Annotated in this window: 13 protein-coding genes; 6 read left to right on the top strand and 7 right to left on the bottom strand. The window is 68.0% G+C overall.

The genetic code is table 11. The features are described 5' to 3' along the window. Positions 1-117 precede the first annotated feature (117 nt). Positions 118-762, top strand: a complete 645-nt coding sequence (locus tag DL991_RS05765; protein ID WP_125781677.1) for a TetR/AcrR family transcriptional regulator — start codon at positions 118-120, stop codon at positions 760-762. Between the two features lie 596 nt (positions 763-1,358). Here DL991_RS05765 and DL991_RS05760 read toward each other — a convergent pair. Continuing rightward, positions 1,359-2,543 (bottom strand): amino acid deaminase/aldolase, encoded by a 1,185-nt coding sequence (locus DL991_RS05760; protein WP_125781675.1) that lies wholly within the window; start codon positions 2,541-2,543, stop codon positions 1,359-1,361. 106 nt (positions 2,544-2,649) lie between these two features. Between DL991_RS05760 and DL991_RS05755 the strand changes: the two genes are divergently transcribed. Next, positions 2,650-3,954, top strand: a complete 1,305-nt coding sequence (locus tag DL991_RS05755; protein ID WP_125781673.1) for a D-arabinono-1,4-lactone oxidase — start codon at positions 2,650-2,652, stop codon at positions 3,952-3,954. On the opposite strand, the gene DL991_RS05750 is transcribed toward DL991_RS05755, so the two are convergent. The 5 genes from DL991_RS05750 to DL991_RS05730 form a co-directional block, all read right to left on the bottom strand. After that, complete coding sequence (locus DL991_RS05750; protein WP_125781671.1) at positions 3,951-4,898, bottom strand: ribose-phosphate pyrophosphokinase; 948 nt, start codon at positions 4,896-4,898, stop codon at positions 3,951-3,953. The two genes, DL991_RS05755 and DL991_RS05750, sit on opposite strands and share 4 nt — an antisense overlap. Before the next feature lie 50 nt (positions 4,899-4,948). After that, the gene (locus DL991_RS05745; RefSeq protein ID WP_125781669.1) at positions 4,949-5,599 is read right to left on the bottom strand and encodes an SDR family oxidoreductase; all 651 of its coding nucleotides are present in this window, start codon (positions 5,597-5,599) and stop codon (positions 4,949-4,951) included. 19 nt (positions 5,600-5,618) lie between these two features. Next, positions 5,619-6,269 (bottom strand): hypothetical protein, encoded by a 651-nt coding sequence (locus DL991_RS05740; RefSeq protein ID WP_125781667.1) that lies wholly within the window; start codon positions 6,267-6,269, stop codon positions 5,619-5,621. A 350-nt stretch (positions 6,270-6,619) separates the two neighbouring features. Then, positions 6,620-8,887 carry a serine/threonine-protein kinase gene (locus DL991_RS05735; protein ID WP_125781665.1) on the bottom strand — a complete coding sequence of 756 codons (2,268 nt, stop codon included), beginning with the start codon at positions 8,885-8,887 and terminating at the stop codon, positions 6,620-6,622. After that, positions 8,878-11,121, bottom strand: coding sequence for a protein kinase (locus DL991_RS05730; RefSeq protein ID WP_125781663.1), 2,244 nt, complete (start codon positions 11,119-11,121; stop codon positions 8,878-8,880). The genes DL991_RS05735 and DL991_RS05730 overlap by 10 nt, the downstream gene beginning before the upstream one ends. Positions 11,122-11,239: 118 nt before the next feature. Between DL991_RS05730 and DL991_RS05725 the strand changes: the two genes are divergently transcribed. The 4 genes from DL991_RS05725 to DL991_RS05710 all read left to right on the top strand — a co-directional run bounded on the left by DL991_RS05725 (position 11,240) and on the right by DL991_RS05710 (position 15,129). Next, positions 11,240-12,310: a CoA ester lyase gene (locus tag DL991_RS05725; protein ID WP_125781661.1), complete on the top strand. Its 1,071-nt coding sequence runs from the start codon at positions 11,240-11,242 to the stop codon at positions 12,308-12,310. After that, positions 12,307-13,161, top strand: coding sequence for a CoA ester lyase (locus DL991_RS05720; protein WP_125781659.1), 855 nt, complete (start codon positions 12,307-12,309; stop codon positions 13,159-13,161). Before DL991_RS05725 ends, DL991_RS05720 begins: the two co-directional genes overlap by 4 nt. 185 nt (positions 13,162-13,346) lie before the next feature. Beyond that, positions 13,347-14,474: an AAA family ATPase gene (locus DL991_RS05715; protein WP_125781657.1), complete on the top strand. Its 1,128-nt coding sequence runs from the start codon at positions 13,347-13,349 to the stop codon at positions 14,472-14,474. Beyond that, positions 14,467-15,129 carry a DUF4276 family protein gene (locus DL991_RS05710; RefSeq protein WP_125781655.1) on the top strand — a complete coding sequence of 221 codons (663 nt, stop codon included), beginning with the start codon at positions 14,467-14,469 and terminating at the stop codon, positions 15,127-15,129. Before DL991_RS05715 ends, DL991_RS05710 begins: the two co-directional genes overlap by 8 nt. Before the next feature lie 64 nt (positions 15,130-15,193). Here the strand turns inward: DL991_RS05710 and DL991_RS05705 are convergent, their stop codons facing one another. Then, entirely contained in the window at positions 15,194-16,573 is a 1,380-nt protein-coding gene (locus tag DL991_RS05705; RefSeq protein WP_125781653.1) for an amidase, read from the bottom strand. Positions 16,574-16,585 lie beyond the last annotated feature (12 nt).

Raw genomic sequence — 16,585 nt, 5'->3', positions numbered from 1 at the left:
ACCTTTCCTCTTCAGTCTCGGCCGAACATGAAAAGTTCTCAGATACTATGCCTTCACTCGAACGGGGGGAACCCTGTCGGCACGATAAAGTCGCAGATCAGCGAAGGAGGAGCCCGAGTGTCCGACATCCAGGCCGCGAAACCACCAGCGGAGACCACTCCGCTCCGGCGGCAGCCCGTCCAGCAGCGCAGCGCCAAGCGGGTGGAGCAGATGCTCGACGCCAGCGCCCAGCTGATCGACGAACTCGGTTACGACGCACTGACGACCACGCTGATCGCGAAGCGCGCCGGGGTGGCCGTCGGTTCGCTGTACCAGTTCTTCCCCGACAAGCGGGCCGTGGTGCAGGCGCTGACGCAGCGGAACCTCGAACGATTCGTCGCCTCGGTGTCGGAAACGCTGAACGAGCTCGCGCCCGAACACTGGTGGGACGTCGTGGACTCGATCCTCGACATCTACCTCGCCATGCACCGCGAGGTCCCCGGCTTCTCGAAGGTCCACTTCGGTGACGTCGTCGACCGGCAGCTCTTGGACGAGACCCGCGACAACAACGCCGTCATCGTCGACGCGCTCACCGACGTACTTTCCGCGCGGATCCAGTCGCCGCCGGACGACATCCGGTTCGCTTTGACGATCGCGAACGAGACGGCCGACGCCTTGCTGAAGCTGGCCTTCCGCCGTGACCCACGGGGAGACGAGCGGATCGTGGCGGAGGCGAAGTCGGTGGTGAAGGGGTACTTGGCGAGCAAGTTCGGGGAAGCCTGAGGGTTTCTTCGGCTCGCACGGCCGGTAGGCACATGAAGGACCCCTTCCCGCGCCATCGCTGTGACCGGTGGTGGCGCTGGGGCTCAAGTGGTGTTCCGAGGTGAGTGAGGGGAACTTTGAGGGACCCTGGGTCCCTCAAGGGGGCCTTCACGGCACACCGCGATCCGGATGCCACTCGCGACCCGTGGTTCCGCCCCCGGCGCTGAAGGACGCTTCCCCCCGCGTCTGATGCCCTCAGCTCACGTCAGTCCACTATGGACTCGCGGGCCGCACTGCCTGGACGTCGCGAAGGTGCCCTTTGAGACGCTCAACGTCCCAAAGGACACCTTCGCGTCACCGGTGGATCCCCCTTGCTCCATTCGTGTCCACCGACGCTCGAACCCCATGCCCCACTAGTCACACGACTCCCAACAACCACGTCGCCACCCACGCTGACCTGGCTTTACCGACTTATCCACATAAGTTGTCCACACCCACCCACAGTTGTGGACAACCTCGCCCCTCACCCCGCGGAACCGCCCTCCCCGACACCCCCGCCCGATACGCTGGTGCGGGGCGCGCCCCCCAGGGATGGGTGGGGGGTGGGGTCGCGCGGGTCAGCCGAAGTTTTGCGCTTCGCCTCGGTAGGTGGGGACGGTTCGGTCGACGCGGTCGCCGACGACGACGTGGTAGTGCGTGAAGCGTTCGGCGAGTTCGCCTGCTTTCGCGTGGCGCAGCCAGACGCGGTCGCCGAGCCGCAGGTGCCGGGCGGCTTCGCCGGAGACGGGGGTTTGGACTTCGCCGGCGCCTTCGAATCCGAGCAGCGAGAGACCTTCGGGCAGGTAAGGCGTCGGGAGCCGCGAAGACTCCGCAGGGCCTGAAGCGATGTAGCCGCCGGAGAAGAGCGTCGCGACCTTGGGTGCCGGGCGGCGGACGACGGGGAGCGCGAACATCGCGGCCGGGCGCGGCGAGAAGTGCGCGTAGCCGTCGAAGAGCGTCGGCCCGATCAGCCCCGAGCCCGCCGCGATTTCGGTGACGGCCGCTTCGGCGCCGGTCGATTCCACGCTGCCGCTGCCGCCGCCGTTGACGAACTCCAGATCCGCCAGGGCCTGGACAGCGCGAACCGCGGCCGCGCGGCGCTTCGCGATTTCCACAATGGACTTCCGCTGCATCCAGCCGATGAGCGAGTTCTTGACGCCGCCGCCCGCCGCGTCGCCGAGCCCGGCGATCTGACCTTCGTACGCCATCATCCCGACGAGCCGGAAACCCTTGCGGGACAAGATGGTCCGCGCCAGATCCGCGGCCTGCCGCGGACTGAACACCGGCGAGCGCCGGGTGCCGACGTGCACTCCGGGCAGCGGCCGCCACGAAGCGTCGAGCTCCAGGCAGACGCGGATTTCGGGATGCCCCTGACCCAGCGCGGCATCGACCAGATCCAGCTGCTCGGGCGAGTCGACCATGATCGAAATCGCCGCCCGCGCCCGGTCGTTCGCCGCCAGCCGCCGCAGCGCGCCGTGATCGGCGGTCGGGTACGCGACCACGATGTCGTCGGACGTCCCCTGCTCGACATGCCAGACGGCTTCGGCGAGCGAGTAGCACATGAGGCCTTCGAAGCCGGGCCGCGCGAGCACCCGCATCAGCAGGTACCGGCAGCGCACGGACTTGCTGACCACGCGGATCGGCTTGCCGTTCGCCCGCCGCAGCAGGTCGGCGCCGTTCGCGTCGAACGCATCCAAGTCGACAACCGCGAACGGAGGATCCAGGTCCTTCGTCGCCAAGTCGTACACCGTCGCACTGGTCACCCGAACTAAGGTACGACAGAAGGGCTTGAAACGCGAATACTATTCACTTACTGTTTCGGCACTCGAGCATCTCAAGGGCAGCAGCCTCTCGGAAACAGGTGGGCGCATGACTCGGTGGAGCAACTGGGCCGGCACCGCGACGGCGTCGCCGCTGCGCGTGCACCGGCCGCGTGACACGGCCGCGATCGCCGAGGCGATCGGCCGGTCCGCCGCGGACGGACGGCGCCTGCGCCCGCTGGGCAGCGGTCACTCCTTCACGGCGATCGCCGCGGCGGATTCGGACGCCATGGAGCTGACCGGCTGGACCGGCGTCGCGTCGGCCGACTTCGCGAAAGGCCTGGTCACGGTCCGTTCGGGCACCACGCTCAAGCAGCTCAACGCCGAACTCGACGCACTGGGGCTGGCGATGACCAACCTCGGCGACATCGACGCGCAGACCGTCGCGGGCGCGATCTCCACCGGCACTCACGGCACCGGCGCCCGGCTCGGCGGAATCGCCACCCAGATCGCCGCGCTCGAACTCGTGCTCGCCGACGGCACCGTGGTCACCTGTTCGGCGGACAAGCGCCCCGATCTCTTCGCCGCCGCGAGGGTCGGCCTCGGCGCGCTCGGCGTCATCAGCACGGTCACGCTGCAGTGTGAACCGTCCTTCCTGCTCTCCGCTCAGGAGCGGCCGGAACCACTCGAACAGGTCCTCGAAGGCTTCGACCAGTTCGCCGACGAGAACGACCACTTCGAGTTCTACTGGTTCCCGTATGGCAAGAACGCCCTGGTCAAGCGCAACAACCGGCTTCCGGCGGGCAGCGAACGCCGTCCGCTGACCAAGGTGAAGGAGTTCATCGACTACGAGGTGACGGAGAACGTCGCGTTCGGCGGGCTGTGCCGTCTCGGCCGCGCGGTGCCGAAACTCGTCCAGCCGCTCGGCCGGTTCGCCTCGAACATCCTCTCCGCCCGCGAGTACAGCGACACGTCGCATCGCGTCTTCGTGACCCATCGCGGTGTGCGGTTCGTCGAGTCGGAGTTCGCGATCCCGCGCGAAGCACTGCACGACGTCTTCGCCGAACTCCGCGCTTTCGTCCCGAAGCTGGAGAATCCGGTCGCGTTCCCGGTGGAGGTGCGCGTCGCCGCCGCGGACGACATCTGGCTCTCGACCGCGAACGGCCGCGACTCCGCCTACATCGCGATCCACCAGTTCGTCGGTATGCCCTACCGCGAGTACTTCGCCGGATTCGCGTCGATCGTCGGCGAGGTCGGCGGCCGCCCACACTGGGGCAAGATGCACGACCTCGACGCCGCGACCCTCCGCTCGCGGTACCCGCGGTTCGACGACTTCCTGCGGATCCGCAAGGAGGTGGACCCGGCCGGGGTCTTCACGAACACCTACCTCGACCGGGTCCTCGGCACCGCTTAGGTGGTTTCGAACAGCGCGCTGACCGACTCGCCGTTGTGGATCCTCCGCATCGCCTCCGCCAGCGCGGGCGCGATCGAAAGGACCCGCAGCTTCGGGCTCTGCTCCTCGGGCGGGATCGGCACCGTGTTCGTGCAGACGACCTCCAGCACGTCGGGCTGGCTGCCGATCCGTTCGAGCGCGCCGCTGGAGAAGAGACCGTGCGTGCAGGCGACGCGGATCGAGCGCGGCTTCAGTTCCCGGAGCTTGCCGAGCAGCTCGATCACCGTGCTGCCCTTGGCGATCTCGTCGTCGAGGACGATCACGTCGCGGCCGGTGACCTCGCCGATCACCGAGCTGATCTCGACCCTGTCGTCGGCGAAGCGCTGCTTCGCGCCGGCGGCGACCTGAACACCGAGCAGCCGGGCGAAATGCGCGGCCTCCTTGGCGTTGCCGAGATCCGGCGAGACCACGGTGGTCGCGGAGAGGTCGTACTGGCGGAAGTGCTTGGCCAGCTCCTGCAACGCGTGCAGGTGATCGACCGGGACGCTGAAGAAGCCGTGCACCTGCGGCGAATGCAGGGTCATCGCGAGGACGCGATCGGCGCCGGCGGTCGCCATCAGGTCGGCGACGAGACGGCCGCCGATCGAGATCCGCGGCGCGTCCTTCTTGTCCGATCGGGCGTACGAATAGTGCGGCATGACGACGGTGATCCGTTTCGCCGACGCGCCCCGCGCGGCGTCCAGCATCAGCAGCAGTTCGACGAGGTGTTCCTGCACCGGCCGCACCAGCGGCTGGATCAGGAAGACGTCGCGCTCGCGGCAGTTCGCTTCGAGCTGCACTTCGAGGCAGTCGTTGGCGAACCGCTGCACCTTCACCGGATGCAGCGGGATACCGAGATGAGCGCAGATCTCTTCGGCGAGCTCGGGATGTGCGCTGCCACTGAAGACCGCGATGTCCTCGCGCAAGGACCTACTCCGTTCAGTCAAAAGACGGATTACGTCCACACACTATGGTTTCACAAAGCGGAAAAGGCCTGAGAGATAGCAGTATCACCCGAGATCGCCTCGAGGACGCGGCCCGCCGTCGACGGATCGTCGAGCAACGCGACGAGGATCGCGGCGACGTCCTGCCGGGGAATGGGTCCGCGTCCGGTGGATTCGGCGATCAGGACCTTGCCGGTCCCCTCGTCGTTGGTGAGCTGCCCCGGTCGAAGGATCGTCCAGTCGAGATCGCGGGCGCGCAGATCGTCTTCGGCCGCTTTCTTGGCCTTGAGATAGATCCGGAAATCGTCCGGTACGTCCGCGGTCTCCCATTTGTCGGCGCCCATGGAGCCGACCTGGATGTGCCGCCGCACGCCCGCGCGCTCGGAGGCCGCCGCGAAGAGTTCCGCGGCGGCTCTGTCCACAGTGTCCTTGCGAGCGGTGCCGCTCCCGGGACCCGCCCCGGCGGAGAAGATGGCGGCGTCGGCGCCCTCGAGCACTTTGGCGACGGCGTCCACATCGGACTTTTCCAGGTCGAGGACGACGGCTTCGGCGCCGACCGCTTCGAGGTCGGCGACGTGGTCGGGATTGCGTACGATCCCCACCGCTTGGTCACCGCGCTCGGCCAGGAGTTTCTCCAGCTTCAGCGCGATCTGTCCGTGTCCACCCGCAATGACGACTCGCATGGGCCCGACCGTAGCGCGTTCAGTCCACTTCGGCAGGGAGCTCGGTGCCGCGCAGCAGCTGGTCGTAGACGATCTCGTTGACCAGGCGCGAGACCGGGTCCTCGTCCAGGATCATGCGCTCGTTGTGCCCCTCGAGGTCGAGGTCGGTCACCGCGTTGGGGTCGGCGGAGACGATGCCGAGCCCGTAGGCGCGGGCACGCGGCAGGCAGTTGCCGACGTAGTCTTCCGTCAGTACGGCTGGCGATGGGAGAACCATCGCGGCCTCGCCGTAACGTGCGAACGGGACCGCGGAGGCCATCGCGGTGCGCCAGTGCCGGGCGACCGCGAGGACGCCGATGATCTCGGCGGCCGGCGCGGGTGCGGTCGCGGCCAGCTCTGGCCAAGTCCAGGTGTCGACGGTGGCGCGATCGACGACGGGACCCATGCCCATCGCGATGCGCTCCGCGTGCACGTCGGTGCGGAGCCGGGCGACCACGCAGATCTTGCGGCCGAGCACGGTGGTCTCCGGCAAGACGATGCCGTTCCAGCCGAGCAGGGCCGCCGCCTTGCGCGAAAGCTCCTCGACGCTCGCGGGCAGTTCGATCGGCGGCACCACCCGGCTCGGCAGTGACCGGCTGCGCTTCGCGCCACCGGCGACCGTCGAGCTCTCCATGTTCGGTGTAGCCGCCACGTTCCGCCTCCTTCGAACCTGGTTTCCCAAGGGCTCTTCATCCCGTGCCACCTCGGTGGAAGCGGCACATGAACTGTCTAACAGGGCAGGAAGGCGGCGGCGCCGGACAACGGGAGTGGCTGCGATCGGCGGCGCCTTGTCATCGGTGACCGGTCGGTAGGCGGTCATCGGACTTCAGTCCGACCGTGCCGCCAACCGAGTGAGGGCGAGGTAAGTGGTGTTACCCGGCGTCTCCGAACGGTCACCGGTACGCGATGACCGCTACCGAACACACGCGCGGCAAGAGAAGCAGTTCATTAGGCCATTCAGCCCAATGAATAGTCATTCCACTGTGGACTTTCACGCGCCGGTCAGGAGATCGTCGCGGTACGGAGGAGTTCTTCGACGCCCGGTGTCCGCCACTCGTCCATCACCACGATTTGCCTGTCCGCAAGGAACCAGATCCGCTGCGTCACTTGCGCTTCGCCGCTGCCACCGGTCTGTCCACGAGGAACACACTGGATCGTCCACTCCTCGTAGGTCGCCGTCGACCCGCCCACCGGTGCGGTGGTGGAAACCGTCCGCACGGCGTCACCCTCTTGGCGGAGGTCCTTGCGCCCGGCGGCGTTGCAGGCCCGGCCGCCCGCGCTGCGCCGGTAGAAACCACCCGGCCGGTACGGCGGCTGTTCGGCTGACTCCTGGGTGTTGTCCGTGAGGAGGACGTATTCGCAGTTGAAGTACTTCTTGGGATCCGGGCAGCCCGGGGCGACGATCACCTTCTCCAGCCCCTGCGAGACGGCGGTCCAGCCGTCGGGCAGGTGCAGGGTCAGCGCGCCGACCGGGACGTCGGTGAGTCCTTGCGCGGGCGGCGCGGACGAGGTCGCCTTCAGGGGTTTTCCGCCGGTCACGCCCGCGACGAGGTCCGGGTTCAGGAGATCGGCCAGTTTGTCGTAGGGCAGCGTGTAGTCCTGGACGCCGCAGGCGGTGGCGAAGCCGAGGGTGTTGAGGTCGACGGTGACCTCGACGGCCGCCGGGGTGAACGCGAGCCACACCTTCCGCTCGTCGGTGAGGTCGGCCGTCTTGAGGGGCTGATACGGGAAGGTGCTGTTGGCCGGACCGCACTGTTCCTTGTCGGGCCAGAGCAGCGCGGCGAGAGTCCGCAGTCCGTCGTCGGTGAACTTTCCGGGGGCGAACAGCTCGGCGGGGGTGAGCGCCTTGCCCTCTTTCAGGTCGATCGTCACCGCGTTCCGGCCGTTTCCCCAGGTCGAGTGCGGTTTGTTCTCGAGGTCGTGCGTGTAGCGCACCGAGAGGTACCGCTCGTTCTGCGAGCGCACCTCGGCCTTCGTGAGGAGCTTGTACGGGCCGCGTTCCGGCTCCAGCTTGGCGGCGCCCTGGCCGGTTTTGCGGTTCCACTCGTCGATCGGCGCGGTCAGTGCGTCGTTGACGCGCTTCAGCCAGGCTTGATCGGGCGACCCGGTCACCTCGGGGTTGTCCCCGCTGTACGGGAGATTCGTGCCGGGCACTGTTCCGCTTCGGGTCTTCATGGCGACCTTGAGCGCGACGGCCTGTTGAGTGGTCGGCGGCGACGGCGAAGGGGTACTCGGGTCGGAGAAGACGACGACCGAGCCGACCACGGCGGCGGCCGCCGCGGCGACTCCGACGGCGATCTTCAGTCCGGCCGCGATCCCGCCGGTCGACGCGGCGACCGCGCCCGTTCCGGCGGCCGCGACCCCGGGGGCGGCCGCGGTGCCGGCGCCGAGCAGGACCAACGGCGTCGCCGCGGCGAGCACGCCCGTCGCCTTCGCCAGCCGTGACCAGCCTTTGCGTTCCCATTCGTCGCCGTAGCCGGCACGGGCGACGCGTTCCAGTTCGCTGACGAACATGAGCGCGTCGACCGGCCGTTTCGACGGGTCCTTCGCCATCCCCAGCGCGACGAGTTCGTGCACCGGCTCGGGCACCTCGCCGAACGGGACGGGCGCGTGTTCGTGCAGCGTGCGGAGCACTTCGGTCTGTTCGGCCTCATACGGCCGGTGCCCGGCGACGCACTGGAAGAACACGCAGGTCGCGGCGTAGACGTCGGTCGCGGGCGTGGCCTGGCCACCCGCCCACTGCTCGGGCGCCATGTACGCGGGCGTGCCGACGGACGGGCCGCGTTCACCCGCCAGGACGGCGGTGCCGAAGTCGACCAGCTTGCTCTCGCCGGTGTCGGCGACGAGGACGTTGGCCGGTTTGTAGTCCCGGTGGACGACGTTCGCGGAATGCGCCGCGGCCAGGCCGAGCAGCGAGCCTTTCAGTACCGCGAGGGCGGCTTCGGGTTCGAGAGCGCCTTCGGCCTGGAGCACCGCGCGCAGGGAGACGCCGTTGATCGCCTCCATCACGATCGCCGCGCCCTGCGGCGTCTCGAAGAACTCGTGGAGACGGACGACGTGCGGGCTCGACACCCGGTGCAGCGCCAGCGCTTCCTGCCGGAACGCGGCCAGATACGCCGGGTCCGCGGCGAAGCGGGAGAAGAGGTACTTGATCGCGACGACGTGGCCGGTGTTGTCCTGGCGCGCGAGCACCACGCGGCCGAAGGTGCCCGTGCCCAGCTGCTCCAGCTCGGTGAAGCCGGGCAGTCTCCACGCGTCGGTCAGTTCCATCGGGCCTCTTCCAGAATCTTGTCGAGACCTGGAGTGTTCCACTCGTCGACGATCACGAGCTGCGTTTTCGGCAGGAACCAGACCCGCTGGGTGACGGTACCGCCGCCAGTGCACGTGAGCAGCCACTCCTCGTACGCGGCCTTCTTCGTCCCGACCGGGCGCAGCTCCTTCTTCTGCAGGACGGGCGAGCCCTGCGTTTCGCTGGGTGCACCGAGGGAATGACACGGCCGCGGGCCATAGGACCGGTTGTACGGCTTGCCCGGTTCATACACCGGAATGGCCGGCTCGACCCGCGAGTTGTCGCTGAACAGGACGCCCGCGCAGTGGAACGGCTGCATGCCGCTGTTCGTGCACTGGTCGGCGGTCACCAGGTAGCGCTCGATGGGAGCGCTGGAGAGCAGCCACCATTTCTCCGGCGTGGTGATGGTGAAGGCGCCGACGTTGTCCTCTTTGGTCCGCTTGCCCTGCGTGCCGCCGGGCGCGAGGCCGAGGAGGTTCATCACCGTGGGGCTCAGCAGGTCGAGCAGGCGGGGGTAGCCGATGGTGACCTCGGTCGGATCGCAGACGCGCGGGTAGCCGAGCGCGGTGCCGTAGACGTAGAAGCGCATTCCGTCGGCGGTCGGCGCCGCCTGCACGATGGAGTCGTAGTCGAAGGTGTAGCGCTCCGACATCGACGTCGCCGGGAGGTGCTCGGTCGAGTTCCGCGAACCCGCGAGGCAGTCGCCCGGCTTCGCGGAGTCGAGGAGCCGGTCTTCGAGCATCCGCATCCGCGCGGCGGTGCCGTCGACGTTGTCGAAGAGATGCGCGGTGGAGATCTGCTCGCCCTTCGTCAGGTCGATGACGATCGGGCGGACGCTGAACCCGCCGTGGTTACCGAACTGGACGGAGTCGATCGAGCGTTTGTAGACGACCGAGAGCAGCTTGTCGTCCTTGCGCAGCACTTCGGCTTCGGTCTTCATATGCGGGATGTCACCGTCGGGCTCCAGTTGCGCCTGGTAGCTGTCGGGCCAGAAGTTCTCGAGCCAGCCGTCGATCGGCGCCATCAGCGCCTTGTTGACCCGCTCTTCGGCGGCCTTGTCCTTCAAGCCGCTGATCCGGACGTACTTGCCGTTGTAGTCGAAGCCGTCGGACTTCTCGGTGCGGGTGAGGAGGTCGACCTGCATCGCGGCGACGGTCGTCGTCCGGGGAGGCGCGTCGTCACCGTTGGCGTTGACCACCACGACCGTGCCGACGGCGGCCGCGGTGACGGCGGCGACCGCGGCGGTCACCTTGAGCCCGAGCGCGATCCCGCCGCCGGTGGTCGCCGCGACCCCGCCCGCCGCGCCGCCCGCGATGACCGGCGCGGCGGCGGTCCCGGCGCTGAGCAGGGCCAGCGGCGACAGGGCGACCAGGACACCGGCACCCTTGGCGAGCCAGTGCCAGCCGTTGCGCTCCCAGTCTTCGCCGTACGCCTTCCTGGCCGACGACTCCAGTTCGGTGACGAACTCGGCCGCGCCGGACGGCCGCTGGGCGACGTCCTTCGCCATGCCGCGCGCGATGAGGTCGCGGACCGGTTCGGGCACCTCGCCGAACGGGATCGGGGCGTACTCGTGCAGCGTGCGCAGCACTTCGGTCTGTTCGGCCTGATAGGGCCGGTGCCCGGCGACACACTGGAAGAACACGCAGGTCGCGGCGTAGACGTCGGTCGCGGGGGTGGCGATGCCGCCGGACCACTGCTCGGGCGCCATGTACGCGGGTGTGCCCGCGGCGACACCGGTCTGCCCGGCGAGCACGGCGATGCCGAAGTCGACGAGTTTGCTCTGTCCATCGGGGGTGACCAGGACGTTCGCCGGTTTGTAGTCCCGGTGGACGGTGCCGGCAGCGTGCGCGCCGGCGAGGCCGAGCAGCGAGCCCTTGAGGATGGCCAGCGCGGCTTCGGGTTCGAGCTTCTCCTGGCGGCCGAGGATCTCTTTCAGGGAAATTCCGTGAACGGCTTCCATGATGATGGCGGCCCCTTGCGGGGTCTCCACGAACTGGTGCAGCCGGGCGATGTGGGGCCCCGAAACACGGCTCAGGATCTGCGCCTCGTGGCGGAACTCGGCCAGCCGCAGCGGGTCTGCCGCGAACCGCGCGTACAGGTATTTGATGGCCACGACCTGGGCGGATTCATCATGGCGGGCCAGCACGACCCGGCCGAATCCGCCTTCGCCCAGCGACCCCAGCTCGGTGAAACCCGGCAAGGCCCAGTCGTCCACAGATTCCTCCGCGATTCCCGATCGTGTTCCCTTGGAGGTGAGCTGCGCCGCAGCGGTTCCCCACCTTCCGGGTTTAGGGTTACTCGTCGGTCACTTAGCCCGTTGCGATGGAGGAACGATGCGTTCGCCGAAGGATTTCTTCGCCCCGCTCGCCGTGGGGGCGCCGGAACCGCTCCGCCAGATCCCCGTGCCTCCTTCGCGGATGATCCACTTCTTCGACCCCAGCAACGAGAAGATGGCCGCCAAGGTCCCGGATCTTGCCAAGAAGGTCGACATCCTGCTCGGAAACCTCGAGGACGCCGTACGCGCCGACCGCAAGGAGGCCGCGCGGAACGGGCTCGTCTCCATCGCGAAGTCGACCGACTTCGGCAAGACGCAGCTGTGGACCCGCGTCAACAGCCTCGACTCGCCGTGGGTGCTCGACGACCTGATCACGCTCGTCACCGAGATCGGCGACAAGCTCGACGTGATCATGGTGCCGAAGGTCGAAGGCGCACAGGACATCCACTACGTCGACAGGCTGCTCGCGCAACTCGAAGCGCGGGCAGGGCTCACGAAACCGCTGCTGGTGCACGCGATCCTCGAAACCGCCAGCGGCGTCGCGAACGTCGAAGAGATCGCCGGCGCGAGCCCCCGGATGCAGGGCATCTCGCTCGGCCCGGCCGACCTCGCCGCGAGCCGCCGGATGAAGACCACCCGGGTGGGTGGCGGACACCCCGGTTACCTGGTGCGCACGGACCCGACCGGTGAAGACCTGAACGAGGGACGCACGACGTACCAGCAGGATCTTTGGCACTACACCGTCGCGCGGATGGTCGACGCCTGCGCGGCGAACGGGATCCTGCCGTACTACGGGCCGTTCGGCGACATCCGCGACGTGGTGGCCTGTGAAGACCAGTTCCGCAACGCGTTCCTGCTCGGCTGTGTGGGCGCCTGGAGCCTGCACCCGGTGCAGATCGACATCGCCAAGAAGGTGTTCTCCCCCTCGCCCGAGGACGTCGCGTGGGCACGGCGCGTGATCGCCGCGATGGGTGACGGCACCGGTGCGGTGATGATCGACGGGAAGATGCAGGACGACGCCTCGGTGAAGCAGTGCCGGGTGGTCGCCGAACTCGCGGACGCCCTCGCCGCCGACGACCCTGAACTCGCCGCCGCGTACGACGCAGCGACCAAGGAGGCTTCCGAATGAATCCCCGACGTTCCGTCCTCTACATGCCCGGCGCGAACGAAAGAGCGCTCGAAAAGGCCAAGACGCTGGACGCGGACGGGCTCATCCTCGACCTCGAAGACGCCGTCGCACCCGACGCGAAGGAAGCCGCACGTGAACGCGTTTGCGCCGCCGCTTCGTCGAAGGAGTACGGCTCGCGCGAGGTGACCATCCGCGTGAACGGCCTCGACACCGAATGGCACGACGCCGACCTCCGCGCCGCCGCGCAGGCGGGCCCGGACGCGATCGTGGTGCCGAAGGTGAACTCCGCCGCCGAAGTGCACAACATCGAGCGCGCGCTGGAACTCGGCGGCGCACCAGACCACACGAAGATCTGGGCGATGGTCGAAACCCCGGTCGCGATGCTGCACGCCGAGGAGATCGCCGCGGCGTCCGACCGGCTGACCGTGCTGGTCATGGGCACGAACGACCTGGCGAAGGAACTGCACGCCGAGTTCGTCCCCGGCCGCGCGCCGCTGCTCGGCGGGCTGTCGCTCGCGCTGCTGGCCGCGCGGGCGACCGGCAAGGCGATCCTCGACGGCGTCTACAACGACGTGAAGGATCTCGAAGGCTTCGAGGCGGAATGCCTGCAAGGGCGGCAGTTCGGCTTCGACGGCAAGACGCTGATCCACCCGGCGCAACTGGAGCCGTGCAACCGGATCTTCGCGCCGTCCGAAGAGGAGATCGCGCGGTCACGCAAGATCATCGCGGCGTTCGAGGAGGCCAAGGCGGCCGGAAAGGGCGTCGTGACCGTGGACGGGCGGATGATCGAGAACCTGCACGTGGACAACGCGCGGCGGATCCTGGCGCTGGCTGAGGCGATCGGCGGCTGAAGGGCGCCTTACCCGCATGAGATGCGGTGAAGGGCCCTTTGACCGCGTCGTATGTGGGGAAAGCGTCCTTCAGCTCACGCTAAGCTGGTCGACGAGAGCTTGTCGGTCGGCAAAGCAACTCCTGTCGCGACTTGCACGAACCGGCGAATCGTCATCTTTTCCAGACGATTGCCTAAGCTAGGTGCATGACCCACCAGCGGCTGACGTCGATCCAGATCGAAGGTTTCACCTCGATCCGTTCGGCGCGCGTCGAACTGGGCGCGATGAACGTGCTCATCGGCGCGAACGGCGCGGGCAAGAGCAACTTCGTCCAGGCCTTCGAACTGTTGGGCAGGATCAGCGAAGATCTGCTGAACCTGTTCGTGGGGCGCAACGGCGGCGCGTCGGCGCTGATCAACGACGCCGCCGACACCCTGCGGATCAGCCTCAAACTGGAGGCACCGCCCAACAGTTACCAGGCCCATCTGGCAGCGGCACCCGGCGAAGAACTGATCTTCGACGAGGAAGTGATTTCGTACCACGGCCCGGGCCATGAACAGCCTTGGACGAGATCGATCGGACGCGGGCACCGGGAAAGCCGCCTCAACGATGTAGTGGAAGAGCGCGGCAGCAACTCGGTGGCTTCGCACATCACCGAATTGCTTCAGGGCTGCCGCGTCTATCACTTCCACGACACCAGCGTCGACGCTCCGGTGAAACGCCTTTCTCCGACGGCGGACAACCTCGCTCTCCGCGCGGATGCGGGGAACATCGCCGCGGTCCTGTTGAGGCTCCAAGACAGCGAAGATCGTGCGGACAAGGCGGCGTATCGCCGGATCGTAGGTGCGATCCGGCTGGTCGCTCCGTTCTTCCGTGATTTCGTCCTCCAACCGGACAGCACCGACCGCATTTTGCTTCGCTGGAGCCGGCAGGGGTCGGACACGATCTTCTCGGCCAACCAGATGTCCGACGGGACCCTGCGTTTCGTCTGCCTGGTCACGCTGTTGCTGCAGCCGGAACTGCCAGCGCTGGTCGTGCTCGACGAACCGGAACTCGGCCTGCACCCGATGGCCATCGTTCAGCTGGCGGACATGCTGCGGTCCGCCTCGACTCGCAGTCAGGTCCTGATAGCGACCCAGTCGGTGACCTTGATGAACCAGTTCTCCGCCGAAGACCTGATCGTCGTCGAGCAGCGGAACGGCGATTCGGTCTTCACGCGGCCCAACAAGGCGGCGTTGGAAACCTGGCTCGACGAGTACTCGCTCGGCGAGCTCTGGGAGAAGAACCTCATCGGCGGGCAGCCGGGATCGATGGGCAGCGTTCTCGATGCCTGACCCGAAACGTCTGCACCTGCTGGTGGAAGGCCAGACGGAGGCGACCGTCGTCCGGGATGTGCTGTCCGGGCACTTCCAGCGGCAGGGCTGGTTCGTCACCTATTCGACCGTCCGCACTCACACGTCGTCCGTCACCTACCGCGGCGGCGTCACGTCCTGGCCGAAGCTGCACCGGGAGATCAAAGAACTCCTGGCCAGTCCGCGTCTCGCCGTGCTGACGACCCTGTTCGACTACTACGGTTTCCCTTCCGACGCTCCGGGCATGGCGACACGTCCGGCGGGCGCCGCCACCGGCAAGGTCGAGCACGTCGAGCAGGCGCTCGGGACGGCCATCGGCGATCACCGATTCGTTCCCCATCTCGTGCAGCACGAGCTGGAATCCTGGGTGTTCGCCGCCGGTGACCAGCTCGCTTTCCTGCGCGACGATCCCGCGGTCGCCGACCGGATCAAGCAGGATTGCGCCGAAGCCGGCGGGCCGGAACTCGTCAACGACGACCCGAAGAACGCGCCTTCGAAGCGCCTGGCCAGGTATTGCCCTGGTTACGTGAAGACTCTCGAAGGTCCCCTGGCGATCGCCGATCTGGGCGTTGACGGTCTGCGAGCCCGGTGCCCGCACTTCTCCGCGTGGCTCACGGAACTCGACTCCAGGACCTGACGCATTTCGTCCTCTGAATGCGGTAGTTGCGTGTGCAAGGACCGCATTCAGAGGACGAAATGCGTCAGGGCCAGGGGCGCGGAGTGGGGCGAAGGGTTTCGTAGGCGGCAGCGGCGCGGAGTACGTCGAGGTCGGCGAAGCGGCGGCCGCTGATCTGGAGGCCGATGGGCTGGTCGTCGCTGGTGTAGCCGCAGTTGATCGAGACCGCGGGCTGGCCGGACATGTTGTACGGCACGGTGAACGCGATGTGCTCGAACGGGCGGCGCGGGTCGTTGGTCGGCGAGGGCCAGTCGGCGGGTGGGGCCGAGACCGGGCAGGTCGGTGACAGGACGACGTCGAAGCGTTCGGTCGCGCGCAGGGTCGCGACGGCGATGGCGTCGATCTGTGCGAAGCCGCGGTAGGCGTCGACTCCGCTGATGTCGGCGCCGCCGGCGGCCCAGTCGGCGATGTACGGCAGGACCTTCGCTCGGCGTTCCTCGGGCAGAGCCGACATGTCCGACCAGGCGCGGACGCGCCAGAACGTGTCGAGTCCGTCGAGCATTTCGCGGCGCAAGAACGGCGAAACCGGCTCGACGACGGCGCCTGCGGCTTCGAAGACACGCGCGGCCTCGGTGACCGCCGCGATCGTCTCCGGCAGCACCGGGAGCCCGACGCCCGGGTCGAGGTGCAGCCCGATCCGCAAGCCCTTGACCTCACCCGACAACGCGGTCCAATCGAGCGACGAGGGCGGCAGCGAGAGGTGATCGCGACTGTCCACACCGGACAGAACGCTCATCAGCAACGCGGTGTCGGCCACGGTCCGCGTCATCGGTCCGGCGACGCGGCCGAGGAACGGCGGATCCACCGGCACCCGGCCGAAGCTCGGCTTCAGTCCGACCAGACCGCACCAGCCGGCGGGCAACCGGATCGAGCCGCCGATGTCGGTGCCGACGTGCAGCGGGCCGTAGCCCGCGGCGGCCGCCGAACCGGCACCGGCACTGGAACCGCCGGGCGTGCGCGTGGTGTCCCAGGGATTCCTCGACGCGGTGTGGAAACTCGACAGCCCGGACGTCAGCATCCCGTAGTCCGGCATGGTCGTCTTACCCAGCAGGACACCGCCGGATTCGCGCACGCGAGCGCCCGCCGGGGCGTCTTCAGGCGCGGGTGCCAGTGAGGTGGCGGCCGTGCCGAGCGGGACCGGTGTGCCGCGGGTCGCGATGTTCTCCTTGAGCGTCAAGGGAACGCCGTCGATCGGGCCGAGCGGTTCCCCGGCGTGCCAGCGGCTTTCGGACGCCTTCGCGTCCTCACGCGCGCCACTCGGGTCGTACGCGTAGAGCGCGTGCAGCTCGGGTTCGCGCGCCTCGACGCGGGCGAGGACCGCTTCGGTGACTTCGACCGGCGACAACGTCCCGGCACGATACCGCGCGACCAGTTCGACGGCGGTCAGATCAGGCAACTCCGGCACGGACAGGCTCCT

Source organism: Amycolatopsis sp. WAC 01375 (assembly GCF_003947325.1).
GTDB lineage: Bacteria > Actinomycetota > Actinomycetes > Mycobacteriales > Pseudonocardiaceae > Amycolatopsis.
This window is presented reverse-complemented; position numbering and strand designations above follow the sequence as displayed.